Here is a 17,724-nt window from a genome sequence, read left to right on the forward strand (position 1 = left end):
TTTTCCTGCTGGAATAGATATTATCCATATAAGCGTAAACCATTACCTTGAGCATCATCTTGGGATGAAAGCTGGGTTTGCCATCTTTACTATACTCCTCAATGAGCAGTCTCAGATCAAGTTGCTCAATAACCCCATTAACGATGCGAACAGGATGACTTTCCGGAATCAATTCCTCGATTGAGGGCGGGAATAACCAGTTTTGTTGTTGATTATAATCTTTAAATTTAATATTCATATCATTGATTATCAATACTTAAAGATACAAAACAACTATAAAATAGACAATACTTTGCAAAAAAAATCACAAAAAAACCGCCTCAGTTTTGAGACGGCTTCCTGTATAGTCTTATTTTAATATTTTTTTGTTGGTAACTGCCCCATCGGCAGTGGTGGTCTTCAGGATATAAACGCCTTGTGGCATAAATACGGCGTTGATTACAGCGGTGGAGTCGTGCGGTTGGATCTTATAAAACATTCTGCCACCGGAATCATAAACTTCTATGGTGCTGATATTTTTGGTCTTCGCTTTAACCACAAAGTCCTGCCCGTCGCGATACACCATAACTTCATCCTTTGCCGCAGAATCTGTAACGAGCACAATATCCGGTTTATAAACAATCTCAAACCGGCCCGTGCTCTCACCGGCGCTTGCTGCAAAAGTATAGTCGCCCTGGCTGAGATTGGTGATAATACCGGTTTGGTTGTCTTTCAGGTAAATGCTTTGTCCGTTGGCGAACGTGCCTTCTTTACCTGCCAGAGATATGGTGTAATTGCCCGGCGCAAAATGATTTGTCCCCAACTGGACTATATCGGAATTTTCAAAAGCGCTTTTACCATTAATGGAGATTTTTTCATCGCCTACAATACTGTAAACCGCATCAGACCCCAAAAATGAACGGGAATCTTCTTTAGTATAACCACTGTCTGCACCCGCCATATAGACCACCGCAATATTGGAGGCGATATTTGAAGGACTGGTGAGATTGAGCCAAAAGCGGTCCATTTGACCTGCTGCATTTTCGCCTTTGCCGAAGAAACCTGTGGCAGCCGCTATATTCCTCTGCTTATTTTGAAACGTAATCAGCAGGCTTGCATTCAGACTTCTCGCAATGAAACCCTGCCCGACTTTAACGGACTGGTTTGGCACTTTGGTTCCCGCATGACCGGGATCGCCCGTGGCCGCGAGGCCCGTGTGAAATTCCGCATTATAAGTTGCATACGCTTGACCACCATAGGTATTTCCCTGTTGCGACGTAAGATTGTTCGCCTGGCTGTCCCAGAAATAAAAGGTGGGATCTATACCGTCATTGTAGTTATAAAATGCTTCCAGATCCATATTCGAAGGATAAGGATTGCCGATCAAATTATAGCCATGTACAAAGTCAAGCGGGGTCGAATTTACCATGCCGAACTGGGCGGTACCATTAAAAGGCAAACCTTTAAAATTGGCGACCATCGGTCCTGTTGCAAAAGTGGCAGCAGTGGGTTCTTTTACCGCAAAACCTTTGGCTTCCACATAGGTGCCGGCAGAATTCATGAACATATTTGTACTTTCTGCATAAGATAATGCGAATGGCATGGCAACATTGTTTCCGGAAGCATCTTTATAAATGTTTTTAATGTTCTGGCCGACAACGGGTGAAATGACGTAATTATATTGCTGCCTGGCAGCGGTCAGGTTGATGTTTCTCTGCACCGTAATATCGCCCGAGTTAACCGCATCATTTTCTACCTGCAGCAGATTGCCGTCGTTTTGGACGATGAAATTTGAGCCGTCGCCATTGTTGATGATCTTACCTTTTACCGTAACAGAGGTATTGGCCGGAATGGTCAGTGAGCCGTTAGCGGCGACTTCGCACTCACAAATGGTGGGATTGCCCGAATTGGTGTAGTTCCCTTCAATAATGGCTTTTTCATCGGGTTCCGGAGGGGAAGGCGACCACACATTAGCGGTAGTAAAAGTTTTAAAAACGGAATTACTGGTTACAACACGAACATCATCAATGAGCCAAAGGCCATTCGCGTTCGGTGTTGAAGCCCGAATTCTGAACTTCAAACTATTAATCGCTGCAGAAGCAGGAAGATTAAGTCGGAAGGTTTTATATCTGTATTGTGTAATAAATTGATCTCTGTTGTTTATTTGATTCGGCGAGTTGTCACCATCGTAGGTCGATTCAAAAAGGCGGGCCGTCCCAAAACCGTAATTGTAATACGTTACGTCTGCAGCCGAACCACGTAATGTCATTTCATCTGACCAGGTTAGATCAGGTTTCAGAACGGATAAGGTGATGGTTGAGTTATTATTTACGCCCCTGTCAGAAGATGTTCCAAAAGCAGCCACACTAAACTCAATACTCACATTTTTCTGTGCAGATATATCCAAACCGGAAGTCCCGCCAAATTCGACCACTTTCACTGCATTACGCACATACCATGCAGTTGGCGAACTCACTGATAGCAGCAAATTGCCCTTGTTGGGATATAAAATGGTATTGAGCGAATTGGTCGGACTGTTGTCTGCCTGGCCGCCGATTAAATCGGTGGAAGGGTTAAAATCAGATTCAAGGGATTGCTGACCGGGAGCCATGGTGTTGACCGCAAATGTACTCGATATTAACGAGCAGCTCGCACCGGTACCGATGACCGTAAAGGTATAAGGACTTGGTGCCGCATTGGAATACACATTAATCTCTGCAGTTCTGATGCCATCCGACAATGGTAAGAATCCGATGTCAAAAGTTTTATAAGGACTTCCGTTGTCGTAATTTGACCTTCCGATGTTCGACAGTGTCGTAGGTGTAACCGTAAAATCCCCGGGATTTGCACCTGTGACCGTGATATCTGAAACATTAAGTTGCGATCCATTCGTACCCAGATAATTTCTGACGCGAAAAGTTCGCGTTAACATCGGATCCGAGGTTTGCCTTGTTCCAAAATCCGTGGTAAGCGCAATAGAAGCAGGAGAAAGATGCGGAATCTGAATATCCGAATTGGACGAAACTAAAATTTTGGGTGTTCCTCCTGACAATTTAAGGTTGTCAAGCCGCAGATTTCCGCCAATAGCAACAAAATTTGTCCCGATCCTGATTTTAAGATTTGATTTATTATCAGCGGAAGCAGGAAGGTTTACCGAAAAATTACCACCCGTCCGTACATTAAAAATTGAATAATAGGTGGCACGATCCAACTCCTGAAAAGCATTACCGGGACCGGTATTTGAACTGACGATCCACTCACCCGCAATAAACCAGGCGGCAAAATCTCCGTAGAAAGAGAGTATCATGCTTTGCTGCAGACTTGCGTCCACGCTTAGTTCAAGGTAATCACCCTGATCGTTAGTACTCAGCATATTGCTGTTAAATGCAGGTGTTTTTACATTGTTTGACCCATCATAGTACTGCAACGTGGGGGAACCGATTGCACCGGGGTCGGGTGTCAGGTTGTTGTTGAATTGATAAGACACGAGCGTTGTCTGCGCAAAGAGCAACCCACAGAAAAGCAACCCCAGCAAAGTGGTTAATTTCGTTTTCATCATTTGTGTTTTGTGTTATCTCAAAATTATAAAATACTCCTGAGAAGATTTCGGGTCATTACACCTGAATAAGACTAAGCCTGGTGCGGGCCATATCGGGTTAGGATTGAGGTTAAGATTAAGGTTGAGGTTAAGATACCGCGGTTTGTAATTTGGGATTGCTTCGTAGCTCGGGGACTCGCTCTCCGCGACGACGTTTGCGCTGTCATTGCGAGCCGAACGGAATGGAGCGCGGCAATCTCAGGTTGAGGTTGAGGTTAAGGTTGAGTTCCCCCAACTAATAAAAGTCACCGCTTTGAACGTTGGGATTGCTTCGTCGCTCGGGGCTCGCTCCTCGCAATGGCGGCAATGGGTCGTGAAATAATGATGTGTACGCTTGTCATAACGAATGGACCCTACTAAAACGCAGCGGGTGAAGTGCAACGCGGCAATCTCGTGGTGAGGATGAGGTTAAGGTGGAGGTTAAGGAGAAGTTGATGACAAGGTTATTTCATACTATATAAAGCAAAAAAGCCGGACAATTGCCCGGCTTTACTTACCTGTTAATTGGTCACCTCAGAATTTTCCTTGTCACCACTCCACCGTCTTTGGTGGTGATTTTCAGTACATAAGCGGCGTTCGGCAATGAGGAACCGTCCACCACTGCTTTTGTACCGTTGGTTTTCAGCGTGGTGATGAGTTTACCGGAACTGTCATACAGTTCCACAAGCGACAGGTCCTTAGGTGACCTGATGACAAAATCATTACCGTCGCGGTACACCACTATCTGATCTTTTGCCGGATTATCGGTAACTAAAATGGTTTCCGGTTTGTAGATGATTTCGAATCTTCCGGTACTTTCTCCTGCATTTGCGTCGAAGGTGTAATTTCCTGCACTTAAATTGGTGATTGTTCCTGTCTGCAGATCTTTAAGGTATATATTCTGTGGTCCGTCGAAAATTCCTTCTTTTGCAGCCAAACCTATGGTGTAGTTTCCGGTTACAAAATGACTGGTTCCTAATGGGATTCTGTCCGTATCTACAAAAGTACTTCGTCCGTTGATCACCACTTTTTCATTTTCCACCATACTGTAAACAGCATCTGAGCCACCGAGTGAGCGGGAATCATCCTGAGTGAAAGCATTATTTCCTTCGGGGAAATATACAATGGCAATAGTGGAGGCGAGATTCGCTGGCGAAATCATATTCAGCCAAAAGCGGTCCACAGCAGTTTCTGTGGAGTCCGACATCTTGCCAAAGAAACTGGTGGTGCCTTCTTTGGTCCTCATTGTATTATTGAAGATTAGATTTGCACTCGCAATTTTAGATCTTGCCATAAAGCCCTGTCCGGCTTTTACATATCTTGTCGGAGTTTTCGTTGTGACCTTTCCAGGATCACCTGTTGCCGGAATTCCTGTTCCATCTTGCGCATTAAAAATACCGTATGCAACTCCATCATAGTTATTTCCTGCTTGTGCAGTCTGGCTGTTGGCATTGTTGTCCCAGAAGTAAAATGAAGAATCTAGATTTCCACCGGTTCCGTCATTCTCAGCGAAAAGTTTGATCAGGTCGATATTTGATGGGTATGGATTTCCCACCAGATTAAATCCACGGTCTTCCGGGTCGCCACCGGCTGATCTTACGAGTGGATAAGTGAATGCACCATTCGTCGGTTTTCCTGTAAAGGTTGTGTTGATCGCAGTTGGTAAAAAGGAGGTTGCCGGTTCCTTCACTGCCAAACCCCGCCCTTTGATATAAGCACCGGAAGAGTTATAAAAATTGTTCGTGTCTTCGCGGTGATACAAAACAAATGGAACGGTAGTACCAGCATTATTGTAAACATCTTTTAAAGACTGACCCTCCAAAGGCGAGATCATATAATTATACTGCTGTCTTCCGGAAGACAGATTAAGGGTGCGTTTTGCGGTAATATCTCCTGTGTTGATTGCGACTCCTTCATTGATTTGAATTAAATTGGCATCAGATTTCACGGTGAGACGGTCGGCAATGCCAGTGGTATTTTTTATATAGTCAGTCACTCTGAGGTTACCGGCAATTTGTAAGTTTCCTGCATCCTGAACAGTTAAGTTTAGCGCAGCACCATTTGTCGCACTTCCTAAGGTGACCGGTTTTTTTACGATCACACATTTAGTAGCATCGGGAACAGCAGGATCCGGTTTCCAGTTCGTGGTGTTCCAATTAGTGGAGGCGGTATTCCAGATCTTACTGTCATTATTTATATCTATCGAGCTGGCCGCACTGCAACCATTCTTTAATGTAGCACTTACAGGCACTGTAAATGTTGGATTATTTTCCAGCTGAGTGTCCGAAGGTTTCAGGTAAATCGTAGTAACGGGAGTACCGGAAACATAAGGTACTGTACAAGCGATATTAGTATACCCATCAATTGCAGTAGTGTCGTACATAAAAGAAGTTGGAAGTGGTTTATCCCCGAATAATTGTATATTATCGACTGCGACGCCGTCGGCGAGAAAGCCCTGTCCAGTAGCTGCCCATGAACGATGTCTTATTCGAATTTTTATATTAGTGGCACCGGGCGAAATATAAGAAGACAAATCATAAGGCTCAAACTCTTTAAATCTCGTGCTGGTGCCTACACCTTCAATAAATGAATCTATTTCATACGGATAAGTTATACCTCCATCGGTTGAAAGTTCAATCTTTACATATTCATCTTCGCTTATATTACCATCGGGCAATTTTCGAGAGTAATACAAATCTAGTTTTAGATATAAGTTTAGATAGGAACTTATATCAACGCTTTTCTTTAAAGTTATACTGTTTTCAACCGTAGTGGTAGCAGGATTTGGTTTTTTAGAATCTGAATAAGCCAATGCAAATTTATTGTCGCCGAAACCGGAGGAAATTGCAGGAACCCATATATTAGTGTCAGGCACAAATGTACTGATTTGATTTTTCCAACTGGTATTTGCATCTACTTGAGCACTGTTTCCATCACTATTTATATTTTCGAAAACTCCTAAAGTGCCGCTCTCGAAGTTTTCATTTATTTCATAAACGACTTCTTTATCCCCAACCGCAGTCAATTGCATAATTGCAGCTTCGCCGCAAATAGTAGGAGCGGTTTGTAAAAATGTCACGATAGGTGTTGGGTTTATTTTAGCAGTAACCAAAGTTCGCTCCTGAGATTCACAGCCATTGAAAGCGGTTACATAATATTTTGTTGTAACAGAAATTGAGGGTGTTGTAAAGGTGGTGGATGAACCACTGACAGGTGATGTCGTATAAGAACCTCCTGTCTTAGTAGTGTACCATCTAAATTCAGTAACCGCGGGGGTCCCTGTGGCAGTTGCCCCTAAAGTAACTGTTCCGGGACCGCAGTTTTGACCATCTGTCACTGCCGTAATTACAGAATTACATTTTGCTTCCACGGTGAATAAATAATCCTCTGTTTCACCGTAATCGTCTATATTATTATTATAGGAAGCATATTCAGTAAATGGATCACAGGGTGAAAAATTAAAGCCGCCAGTTTCATAAGCCGCAGGTTCAGGTGGATCATTTGTATATAGAATACTATTATTCACTCTGATTCTAATTCTGTAATTTCCCGGAGGAGTCGAGGGCGGAATTACAAATCCAAAATTCGCTTCGGATCCGACGTAGCCATAGATATTGTACACTTCTTCTGTAGCGGGATTTTGATCAAAGATGCCGTCGTTATTCCAATCTACCCAAGCTTTCCAGGTTCCTCTCGCAAATACAGATCCCGCGGAGCTTGCTCTCGCGATAATGTTAATTCCTTCACCTTGTGCCTGCACTGCTTTAGAAGGTAATGCTGTGAAATTTTGGAATCCGTTCGCACTGTAGCTTGATGGATTGACGGGGGGATCTGATAGTGTACCCACAAATTTCACACTCTCAATGTACAAACCATCCGGATCCCAGGAAGTAGGAACGCAATCTAAGACGACTACAACATTTACATTGTAATCTTCTGTTTCACCATACTGTTTGCTCGTACAAGCATCTATCGAGGTTAAAATTTCACCATTGAAAACCGATCTGACTCTAAGTCTTTTTGTTCCCGGCGCAACTCCAATAGGTACAACGACATTGGCTGTAACTATTGAGTTTGCAGGAACTCCACCTAAACTTCCAATAAACTCATTTGCATCTTCAAAATCACCATCATTATTCCAATCGATCCATGCACCAATTTTTCCTAAATTACCAACTTTATCACGATAAGTTATTGACAACGGATAGGAATTATTTTGGCTAATATTTGTAGATAAAGCGGAATAGTAATTATATGCAGGTGCTGGATTACTATAAGCGGTTGTATTATTAATTGTCCCAATACTAACATTTGAGATTCCAACATATCCACAATCTCCGGGCGCTGCACAGTTACCGCTTGTATGTGACGGTGTACAAGTAATAATATATGGTGCGGCTGTAGAGAAATTGCTGTTTGCACCACAAGTAATCTTTCTTCTTGCGTAGAGTGTTGTTAAAACATTTGGTGCAGTTAAGTTTGCGGATGCTCCCGTTTCTCCGGCAATATCTGTCCATGGCCCGGAACTGGAAGGTGCTAATTGCCATTGATAAGTTAATCCTGTTGCGACGGTACTACCGGTAACAGTAGCAGTAAAAGTTGAGCCATAAGTCCCGGTATTAGGGGTTAATACCGTTGTGCCCCCAGTTGGAGTGCCGGAACAAGCAGGTGGAGGGGTATAAACTATGGTCAGTTGAGGATAATTACCCGCAGTTCCTAATCCGTAATAGTTTGTTGCATTATATGTACCTCCACCATAAATTGATAAATTAACACTAGTTCCTAAACCTGCCTGTATATAATTGCGACCTGCAAGAGTAAACGTTACTGTTTTAATTCCCGTTGTCTTATTAACAAATGAGTTAGTTAAAGCGGTAGTAGCACTATTATAAAGTACAAGACCTGTGTTTGTAGTCGGATCAGCGCAATTTGTCATCATCACGCTATTTAAATTATTTGTTGTGCCATTTACACTATTTACTCTAATACTTCCTGTAGTCGTGTTAGCGTTATTGACAGTTGATCCGGAAGGAATGGATGATGTATCGTATTTCACAAAAGTATTAAGCCAAAATCCACTGACCCTTCCAAAAAATTTACCACCTGTTTCTTCTACACCATCGTCATAAATGCTTATCCAAAAATTTAGAGGAGCAGTTGCAGTGGGGTCTATTTTAATGGGAAATCTTCTATTATTATCTAAAATCCACCGTGTTTTAACTTTTGTTCGTATGGTTAAAATATTTTCTTTAATATTTGTTTCAAAAAATGTATTTTTTTCTCTACTCAATTCATTGGTCGCATCACTTGATGTTGGACTTTCATAGAGATAAATTTGTTTGTTATTTTTATCTAAAATGGCAATCCCTCTTTCTGTCAAAGTATGTTTCCAGCCATCTGGAAGAATTACCTCTTCGGTAAAAACCAAAAAATCTGCGTTCGCCGGAATATCACCTAATGCATTTTTGTTCGGTATAACATAATCTAATTTTCTTCTTCCAGTTAAAATGGTGAACTCAGCGGAAATATCGCCGTATAAATTATTATAGTAAGCTTTATCTCCCTTCACTTTAATTTGTGTGTTGGAACTTTCAACTGATCCTATTTCTTGACCTTTGACTTCCCAATACATCCTGGTGTTTAAGAATTCCTCTACTTCGCCTCCAGCACTTTTTATTTTTATCCCCCCCTTAGAATTTGAACCAAAATAAGACTCGAATAAGTTAGTTGTATTTGCAAACGGATATTTAATGGAACTGTTAGCGACTACAGAATGGTCAATATCGAGAAATTTCCCGTTTCTTTCGTAGTGCATAGGAACAGCATCGATTATTGCGGTGTAGCTCCCATCTGAATTTTTGAAATGTTTGCTGTATGCATCGCGTTTTTCCAACAACTCCCGTTTACCTTTCATGGCATCTAGAGGAGAAGAATTAGTGCTGGAAGACGAAGTATTTTCTGCAGTAGAATTAGAAAGTTCTGAAGTCTGCATTTTCCCAGCATTCCTAATATAGTTTTTAGAACCACTTTGACTGATATAATTGTCTGGATATTTATCCGTACTGATTGTACTTTTAAAAACAGGATTAACAATGTTACTTACCTCATTAAAATCTTTTAATAATTGATATTTATTAGCATTTAGTTTTTCTTTTGAAAAGCGTGAACCTTTTATGTTATTTACATTTAGCTTTTGCGGTGTTGAACCTTTTCTGATCAAGCAATCTGGCTTAGGACTAATTTGTCCACTAAGTTGTGCAGCTATGCATATAAGCAATAAAACAAGAGCACTTAAAAAAGTATGTTTTTTTTTCATTTGACGTCATTTGTCGGATCAATAATTTCGCATAATAATATATAATGCTACATCAACCTTAACAAATCTATAGATTTAACACCCTAATGCTTAGGGTGAAAACACCTTTTATTTAGTGGCGACATCTAATTATATTTAGGGATGCCGCCACAGCCAAAATAAACAAACATTTCGCCCAATTACTTTTTGTGTAAGAGTCAAACTATCCACTCCACCTCTATCCTACCCCTCTTCCAACCCCTCAAAGTGCTGCGCCAGGTGATCCGTCAATGCTTGCAAAAACTTAGTCCGCCCGGTTTTTCGGTTCTTGATCTCATGCAACGTTTTGTAGAAATTACCCAGATCGATATTAAAGGATTTTTCCACACTCTTGATGCATTCACTGAAATCCGCACTTCCGCCGTTAAAGCAGTGCATCACATGCAGGGCATACACCAGTTCAATGAGCGCCGACTTCGAGCCCGTCCACGTAATGGGTGATTTATTGGAGAACTTTTCATAAAAATAGCCCTCCAGCTGATAAATCGATTGCAGCAAATATTTTTCCAGTCTGTCATTTGCCATGATCTGCGACACCAGATGGTCGTGCGAAGTAGTGAATGCCTCATCAAAATTATAAAGGTGCGGATCCACATTCATCTTAAAATCAAATTGCCGGCGTACAAAGTAGGCGGCATCCAGATAAGTAGCCTTCCGTCGGTAATACTCGTAAAACGAATAATGTTCATCCACAAAAGTTTTCAGGTTCTGCAGCTCAAATTCATAATATTCTTTTACCACGTACTGCCCTGCATTGGGTTTTCCCGCTTCTATGCTCAGTATCTTACTATAATAGATGAACTGCGACACAAACAGCGGTTTTACTTTTTTAAAAAAATAGACTTCTTCGGCTGTAGAAATAAAATCAGTTTGCGAAGCATGCACCTTTAAATTGCGGATTGCCGCGTCAATTTCCATAAGTGCTTTTTCATACGCCTCTATAGGATTCGCTGCATTTTCTGTTTGAATATCTTCCAGCGCGCTGCATAATTGTTGATACATTTGTTTGGCTTTGTCAAAGAGTAATTTTGTCTCCATATTTTTTTTAGATAAAAAATAGGGATAAAATTTTAATCTTCATCTGTATCCTTGGGATCATCATTCGCGGCTGCTGATTCAGCCTCCAGTTTCCTTATAAAGGCGCCGGGCTTCATCTTATTATACTCTGCGAAGGCCCTCGAAAAATGTGTCCGGTCGGCAAAACCGCATTCGTTCGCCAGTGTTTCCACCGAATAATGCCGCCATTTCTTATCCTCCCGCAGCATACGGGTCACATATTCAATCCGCAACTGCTTTAGATAAACCAGGAAATATGATCCCCTATACTCTTTGACGATCATACTGAGGTAATTGCTGTTCGTTCCCAGTTGCGGCGCCAGCTGGTGGAGCGTGACGCGCTGCTGAAGAAAGAACTTGTTCTTTTCCATCACGGCCAGCTTCGCTAAAACTGCCTTCGTCACCGCATCGGGCACCTTTTGAACCACTTCTGGATTGGCAACGGTCCTTTTCTCTTTAACACCGTTTTGCAACACATTGCTTTCGGTTTTTCCTCCTTCGTGTTTTCGTTGGCGCTTCATCCTTATAAGCAGATAAATAAGTAACATAATAAACACAGTGGCACCCACCGCAAGCCCTGCGGAAAACATGGACAAAGAACGCTCCAGTCTTTTTTTAGAGGCAAGGAGATGTGGGGTGTCATACTCTTTATAAATTTTCTCCGACAGGTATTTAAAATCTCCTGAGATGATCTGATCTGCTTTTAGAAGTTGCGTAGTATAATAAAGCTCGAGCTTCTGCCCGCCACTTCGGTGATAATGGTCGATCAAAAATTCATACGATCCGCGCACTTCCGGCAATATGAATTGATACATGCGGAAAATGGAATCTATCTTTACGAAGTTTTCTACGGCCGATTTGGTACGGCCAAGTTGCGCCTCACTCTTTCCTTTATAATAATAAGCAACCGAGGCACTGGTAAAGTCATTCTTCTTTTCCAGACCTGCCAGCGACGTATTGAGCAAAGTGATAGCCGCGGCGTCTTTTTTCTGCCGAAATGCCAGGATTCCTTCCAACAGATGGAAATAACTTCTTTCTGCATAGAAATCAGCTTCAGATCCGCTTTCCCGCAGACCGTTATCAACCGTCGCAGCGGCCTCCTTCCATTGCGACAGCTGCAGATAACACCTGCCAATCTGGTTCAATGTATTAAGATACCCTTTCTTTCGGTTGTAATGCACGTTGGGTGCTTCAGGCAGTGTAACAGGCTTCCTGAAATATACAGCACACTGTTCAAAGATACCGAGTGCTTCTTGATAATAACCAAGATAACTCTTTACTACCCCAATGTGATAAAGATTTTTATAATGCAGATACCGATTGTTTGAGTGCTGTGTAAGGAGCCACGCCTCCATGTATTCATCCAGTGCGGGTTTAAACTTGCGGTAGTTAAAATAGTACACAGTACCCTTCGTGAGAAAAGCAGTGGCCAAAAGATCGTTATCTGCTGTACGTCTTGCAGCTGTAATCATACTGTCTGCAAATATGATTTTCTGATTTCTGCTGAAACTTACCGCATCCTTATAAGCTTGTGTCAGTTCACGGTAGTTGCGCTGCCCTTTCGCTTTCGCAATATAGGGCTTGAGATACTGAAACGCCCTTTCGTCATTTTCTTCATAATTGTCATAACTGTTCCGGTAATCAGTAAAATCCTGACCACGAAATAACACTGCAATAAATACGATCAGGCGAAACAAACGGTGCATTAATCTCATAACGATCACATTACAATTAAAAAGTCCATTCTGCTAAATCAAATTTAGTGAAAAACAGGGCTATGCCCATCGGAAATCAAAGTAGTGGTTTAGGCCGCGGTCATGCATTTTTATTACTCATTGATTAGCAGTTAACTAACTGTCTATCAAGCAGCGGATATTCCCCAATTTCCACAATGAAATAAGCCCGTTTCCTCCAGCTTCTCTTGTCGCTGAAGAAAACCACCTCTAAATTCGCTTCTGGAATTCTATAAAAAACCGGCCGGGATTATTAATCATTTTAACAATCCTATCATGAAACTATTTATTGTATTTACAGGAACAGCGTTGCTGTTGTCACTCGTCGTTACCTCTTGCAGAACTGATGACGAATCCGAATTGTCACCCCCATTCATTGAAAACCCGGCGGCGTTCAGCTCCTTTGATGAACCAACGGATCCACCCAAGGATGTTCCCAAAGACAGGGATAATTGGAAGCCTGCCGTAAGGTGAAAATTTAGAAAAATGAAAACGCTATCCACAGTTAAATCTGGCGAGAGTTGTCCGCGCAGTGGTATCTGGAAAATATCTGGGCTGGTCACCACCAGCCGTCCTGTTTCAAAAGGGCAGGTCATGCCGGAATATTGCGGTAAAAAAGTAACGTGGTACCTCCACGCTCAAAGTCCCACGGAAAAAGATCAGTTATGAAAAACCTGCGCTTTGCTCTCCCGTATACCATTTCCCTTTTCTTTTCCTTGCTCTTCATTTATGCGGCGTTGAGCAAACTGCGGGATTTTGAGAATTTTCAGGTCCAGTTGGCGCAATCGCCTTTACTTAGTGCTTATGCAGGATTTATTTCCTACGCGGTGATCGGAGCGGAACTTTTGATCGCAGGGGTGCTCCTGTGGGAAAGGCTGCGACTGATTGGGATATACCTTACTTTCGCCCTTATGGTGTCGTTCACGGTGTATATCTACCTGATCATGAATTACAGCGATTTTATCCCCTGCTCCTGCGGCGGCATTTTGGAGAAAATGGGCTGGAGAGAGCATCTGATCTTCAATCTGGGGTGCGTGTTTCTCGCTGCAGCCGCGGTCATGATCATGGAAAAAGAGCGCGCTGTCGGCCTGTGGAGACAAACGGTGAAAATGGCGATGATGTTCCTTTTAGGATCAGGCGGCATGGTGGTTCTTTTTGTTTCTTCGGAAAATATCATCAAGAAAGAGAACAATTTCATACGGCGGTTTCTTCTGCATCCTGTGATGGAGGAGAAAAGTATGCAACTTGCCAATGATCAGTATTACTTCGCCGGTTCCGACCGTCAGGCGCTATATCTGCGGAACAGAAAATACCCTCTTACTTTTACCACCGTAGACACTGCACTTGATATAAGGAAGACTGAATATCTGAAACCTGACAGGAACTACGCCTTCAGCAATATCGTTGTAAAGGCCAGACCCCCTTTCTTTTATATCTACGATGGATCAGTCCCCGTGATCTTTAGAGGAAAAATCGGTGCTGTTGCGGCCAAAACAATCAGTTTTCAGGATGCTTATTTTAACCAGCTGGAAGTTATCGATTCCACAACGTTTGCGCTGCGCAGCCAAAGTGCAGAAACAAAGTTCTTTTCGCTGGCAAGGCTTGCCTTGAACGAAAAGCCAAAACTTCAGCTGCATCCGCAAATCCTTACCAAACAGGTCGACGGTGTGTTTGATATGGACGGCAGCCTGCTGGCGGACCCTGTCAGAAAGGAAATCGCCTACATCTATTCCTACCGTAACGAGTTCATTGTAACCGATCAGCAGCTGAAGGTTATAAATAGGCTTCATACCATTGATACGACGAAAATTGCACAGGTCGCAACGACTCGGTTGTCAAACGGAACCTACAAGATGGGCCGGCCACCGCTCAAGGTCAATAATGGCTCAGTACTTTATGCGGAACTTCTGTTCAACCGCTCCTCATTAATGGGAAAATACGAATCGCGTAAGGCATGGCGCAAAGCCGACATTATCGACATTTACTTGACCGGCACCCAGCACTACATCGGCAGTCTTTACCTCTACAGGAAAACGCATTTAAAGCTGAATGATTTCCTGGTAACAGAAAACTTTCTGTATGCAATACACGGTGATCGCCTTACAAAGTACAGGATCACTGGTCAAATTCTGAAGTACTTCCAACCGGGGGAAGCCGAAAACCCGTTTCAAGAGTAGGCAACAATTTTAATTTTATGATTATGAAAAAATTAATCATTCCTGCCATCCTGGTATCACTGGGGACAGGAGCAGCCTTTGCCACACCTGCGACAGGCAGCGATTCCACAACACCGGCTTTCAGAATTGTTTCTGTAGGCCCGAACCAAACCGTGTGCGTCGATGCACAGCAGGACTGCACCACAGCAGGTGCCGACATCTGTACGTGGTCAGTCGATGGAACTACTCCATTGCATCAGTTCGACACGCCGACGATGTGTGGAGAGCTTCTCTACAAGGTGCCACAACCTTAAAAACAGAAAGGGATGCCTACAGTGCATCCTTTTTCATTTGTTGCTGTATCCAGCCGACGTCTTTCCTGTCCTTTAGGAAATAGTCCCACCATTCCATCGTACGGATATGCAGATCCCTGATTTCCGGCGTGCCCGGCGCCAAGACGTGGTTCTGGGTAGGATAGAAAAGAGCGATGACGTCCTTCTTGTTGCGCACCAGTGCCGTATAGAATGCAGAGGTTTGGTTCGGCGGCAAATTGCTGTCCTTCATCCCTGTCCATAGCAGCATAGGTGCACTCACTTTATCCGCAAAATAAATAGGGTTATTTGCGATGTACTTGTCTTTAGCCTCGGAAAATGACTGCTGCATTTCAAACTGGCCGGTTTCAATCCTTGAATATTCAAAAAATTGATAGGAAGGATTGTAGGAAAAATACCACTGTGTCAGGTTGCTGATTCCGGCGCCGGAGATATATGCGCGAAAACGCACAGAGTGTCCTGCAATAAAATTGGTTTCATAGCCTCCAAAAGAATGGCCTATGAGTCCGACCTTTCCGAAATCGATATTAGGATTTCCGGCGAGAGCATCCATCCCGCTGTTGACACAGTCCAGTGCTGAGATACCGGTTCCCCTGTCATCCAATACCGTGTCAGGAAGAAAGACGATATAACCGTTTTTGGTGAGCATCCGGATGTTGTATCCTTTATCGCCGTAGCCAGGGAAAGGATATTTATTCACCATCTCACCCTGTTCCTGATAAATGTGCACCACCATCGGATATTTATTCTCCGCCCTGAAATTCTCGGGGTAATACAGAGTGCCGGTCAGTTCCCTTCCCCGGGAATTCAAGTATGAAATAACTTCCTGCCTTCGGCCTTCTTCGACTTGCGGCGGCTGTGCCGACGAAAGACTTATTTTCCGGTCCCGGCTCAGGTCATACAGAAAGACAGCGGGCTTTGTCTTGTAAGATTCCTCGATCGTAACAGCCGTTGAGAAACCGGGAGTAAACAGCAGTTGTCGGATGTAATTGGTGTTCCCCGAAATCAACTGTTTTACCTGATCACCGGAAATCCGGTACAATCCGGACTTACGGTCCTTTTTGCTGTAGGTCTGCACCACCATGCCTTCTTTCACGTTTACTGAACTGACGGTAAAATCTACTTCATCCTTTTCATAAAGATTTTGACTCTGTTTCAATAATATTCGGGTCTTTTGACCGCGCAACAGCAGCGGTAAAAACCGGTGCCCGCCTAGATCATACCGACCAAGGCCATTTTCACTTTCAAACAGGATGTATTTCCCGTCCGAAGTATAGCAAGGTTTACTAACCTCAGGCAGGCCCACTTTATATTTTTTGCCGGTTCCGACTTCCCATAGTATCCATTCCCGGCCGATTTCTTCCTTTATCAAAATGGTCTTTCCGTCCGGCGAGACTGCGCCTACTCTGCTGGCGTCAGCAATTTTTTTGACGGTGCCCTTTACGCGGTCAAAAAGATAAAGTGGAAATACAGGGAAGGTAAAGCGGTAATCAAGCTGCTCAGCTCGGTTGAAAGCTACAAAATACCGGCTTGTCAGTGCGAGCCATGCATCATATTCGGCAGGCAATGTCTCAGTACGCTGGTCATCTTTCTTCCAGAGAAGGTAGACCATATAATCTCTTCCTTTCTCTTTCTCCCTGAGATACCGGTCATTACCATACCATAAGTTTACAACTGCATTTTGCATAGGCTGTACCCGCTTCACCAGGTTGATCAGGAACGCCTTACCGTCCGGTGTTTCAGCAACCTGCAAATAAGTTGCATCAGTAAAAGTACCGTTTTGCGGAAGGAACGTTCGCCCCCTGCCGATATCGATGAGCACGCATCGCATTTTTCCGGTTCTTTGTTCCGTCTCCGTGAAGGCAGCAAAATCTGCCGTTTTAAATTTAGACACAGCAGCTATCCTGTTCGGGCTTTGATAAAGTATGGGTGTGTTGCTGGCAGCAACCCTGACGATGCTGAACATCCCGCTTTCCTCTACCACTGCGGCCACTGTTCTTTTTCCGTCAGATACGAAATCCTTTACGTTCTGCACTTTCACAAGCGCACCCGCGTTCTCATCATACAGGGTCAGCACGTTTGTTTCATCCAGGATGACATATTCTTTCAGATCTGTGAGTACAGCTGTTTTTATTACGTTGGAGTACTGCACTCTCCTTATATCGGGCAGCACAATATATTCCGCAATTCCCTGCCCCTGCACAAGCAGTGCCTTTTCGCCCATGAAGTTTTGCATCACATTCATTTTTACAAGATTCAGCACTGCTTTTCCCGGCCGCCCTGTATCAAAGACCTGCAACGTGTCGCGGTTCGAAGGATAACTTTTACTGGCCATCACCCAGCGCTGCCCGGGAGATGAGCGGAGATTGTGAAAGTTGGCAAATCCCGCTATCCATTGCTCCAGGCTGTCGGTCTTCTGCTGGGCGGGCAGCAGTCCCGAACACAGGAACAGGGAGATAAGGAGTAATTTTATATTGATCGGTTGTTTCATTTATTATCGTTTGTTGCTAGGCACCACGGTTTTCTCGCAATGACT

The 17,724-nt window shown here is 43.4% G+C and carries 9 protein-coding genes; 2 read left to right on the forward strand and 7 right to left on the reverse strand.

Annotated features, from left to right (window positions below; genetic code table 11):
* The 6 genes from H562_RS0100315 to H562_RS15585 form a co-directional block, all read right to left on the reverse strand.
* Positions 1-238, reverse strand: a 238-nt coding sequence (locus tag H562_RS0100315; RefSeq protein WP_034690278.1) for an IS1182 family transposase, incomplete at its 3' end; no start/stop codon positions are given.
* 111 nt (positions 239-349) lie between these two features.
* Positions 350-3,535 (reverse strand): T9SS type A sorting domain-containing protein, encoded by a 3,186-nt coding sequence (locus H562_RS0100320; RefSeq protein WP_169463231.1) that lies wholly within the window; start codon positions 3,533-3,535, stop codon positions 350-352.
* Positions 3,536-4,085: 550 nt separating this feature from the next.
* Positions 4,086-9,872 carry a GEVED domain-containing protein gene (locus H562_RS0100325; protein ID WP_084466279.1) on the reverse strand — a complete coding sequence of 1,929 codons (5,787 nt, stop codon included), beginning with the start codon at positions 9,870-9,872 and terminating at the stop codon, positions 4,086-4,088.
* A gap of 222 nt (positions 9,873-10,094) precedes the next feature.
* Positions 10,095-10,949, reverse strand: coding sequence for an RteC domain-containing protein (locus tag H562_RS0100330; RefSeq protein WP_027375695.1), 855 nt, complete (start codon positions 10,947-10,949; stop codon positions 10,095-10,097).
* Between the two features lie 32 nt (positions 10,950-10,981).
* Complete coding sequence (locus H562_RS0100335) at positions 10,982-12,682, reverse strand: helix-turn-helix domain-containing protein (RefSeq protein WP_084466280.1); 1,701 nt, start codon at positions 12,680-12,682, stop codon at positions 10,982-10,984.
* 275 nt (positions 12,683-12,957) lie between these two features.
* Positions 12,958-13,296, reverse strand: coding sequence for a hypothetical protein (locus H562_RS15585; RefSeq protein ID WP_027375697.1), 339 nt, complete (start codon positions 13,294-13,296; stop codon positions 12,958-12,960).
* Between the two features lie 69 nt (positions 13,297-13,365).
* Here H562_RS15585 and H562_RS0100345 point away from each other — a divergent pair, with 69 nt between their 5' ends.
* Positions 13,366-14,877 carry a DoxX family protein gene (locus H562_RS0100345; protein ID WP_027375698.1) on the forward strand — a complete coding sequence of 504 codons (1,512 nt, stop codon included), beginning with the start codon at positions 13,366-13,368 and terminating at the stop codon, positions 14,875-14,877.
* Positions 14,878-14,900: 23 nt separating this feature from the next.
* Entirely contained in the window at positions 14,901-15,170 is a 270-nt protein-coding gene (locus H562_RS0100350; protein WP_027375699.1) for a DUF6520 family protein, read from the forward strand.
* A gap of 16 nt (positions 15,171-15,186) precedes the next feature.
* Here the strand turns inward: H562_RS0100350 and H562_RS0100355 are convergent, their stop codons facing one another.
* The gene (locus tag H562_RS0100355) at positions 15,187-17,679 is read right to left on the reverse strand and encodes a S9 family peptidase (protein WP_027375700.1); all 2,493 of its coding nucleotides are present in this window, start codon (positions 17,677-17,679) and stop codon (positions 15,187-15,189) included.
* Positions 17,680-17,724 lie beyond the last annotated feature (45 nt).

Source organism: Kaistella palustris DSM 21579 (assembly GCF_000422265.1).
GTDB classification, from domain to species: Bacteria; Bacteroidota; Bacteroidia; order Flavobacteriales; family Weeksellaceae; genus Kaistella; species Kaistella palustris.

Bases quoted from the DNA above. Each gene is read 5' to 3' on its own strand.
- H562_RS0100350 (WP_027375699.1), top strand. From the start codon at position 14,901: ATGAAAAAATTAATCATTCCTGCCATCCTGGTATCACTGGGGACAGGA.
- H562_RS0100335 (WP_084466280.1), bottom strand. From the start codon at position 12,682: ATGAGATTAATGCACCGTTTGTTTCGCCTGATCGTATTTATTGCAGTG.
- H562_RS0100355 (WP_027375700.1), bottom strand. From the start codon at position 17,679: ATGAAACAACCGATCAATATAAAATTACTCCTTATCTCCCTGTTCCTG.
- H562_RS15585 (WP_027375697.1), bottom strand. From the start codon at position 13,296: ATGACCTGCCCTTTTGAAACAGGACGGCTGGTGGTGACCAGCCCAGAT.
- H562_RS0100325 (WP_084466279.1), bottom strand. From the start codon at position 9,872: ATGAAAAAAAAACATACTTTTTTAAGTGCTCTTGTTTTATTGCTTATA.
- H562_RS0100345 (WP_027375698.1), top strand. From the start codon at position 13,366: ATGAAAAACCTGCGCTTTGCTCTCCCGTATACCATTTCCCTTTTCTTT.
- H562_RS0100330 (WP_027375695.1), bottom strand. From the start codon at position 10,949: ATGGAGACAAAATTACTCTTTGACAAAGCCAAACAAATGTATCAACAA.
- H562_RS0100320 (WP_169463231.1), bottom strand. From the start codon at position 3,535: ATGAAAACGAAATTAACCACTTTGCTGGGGTTGCTTTTCTGTGGGTTG.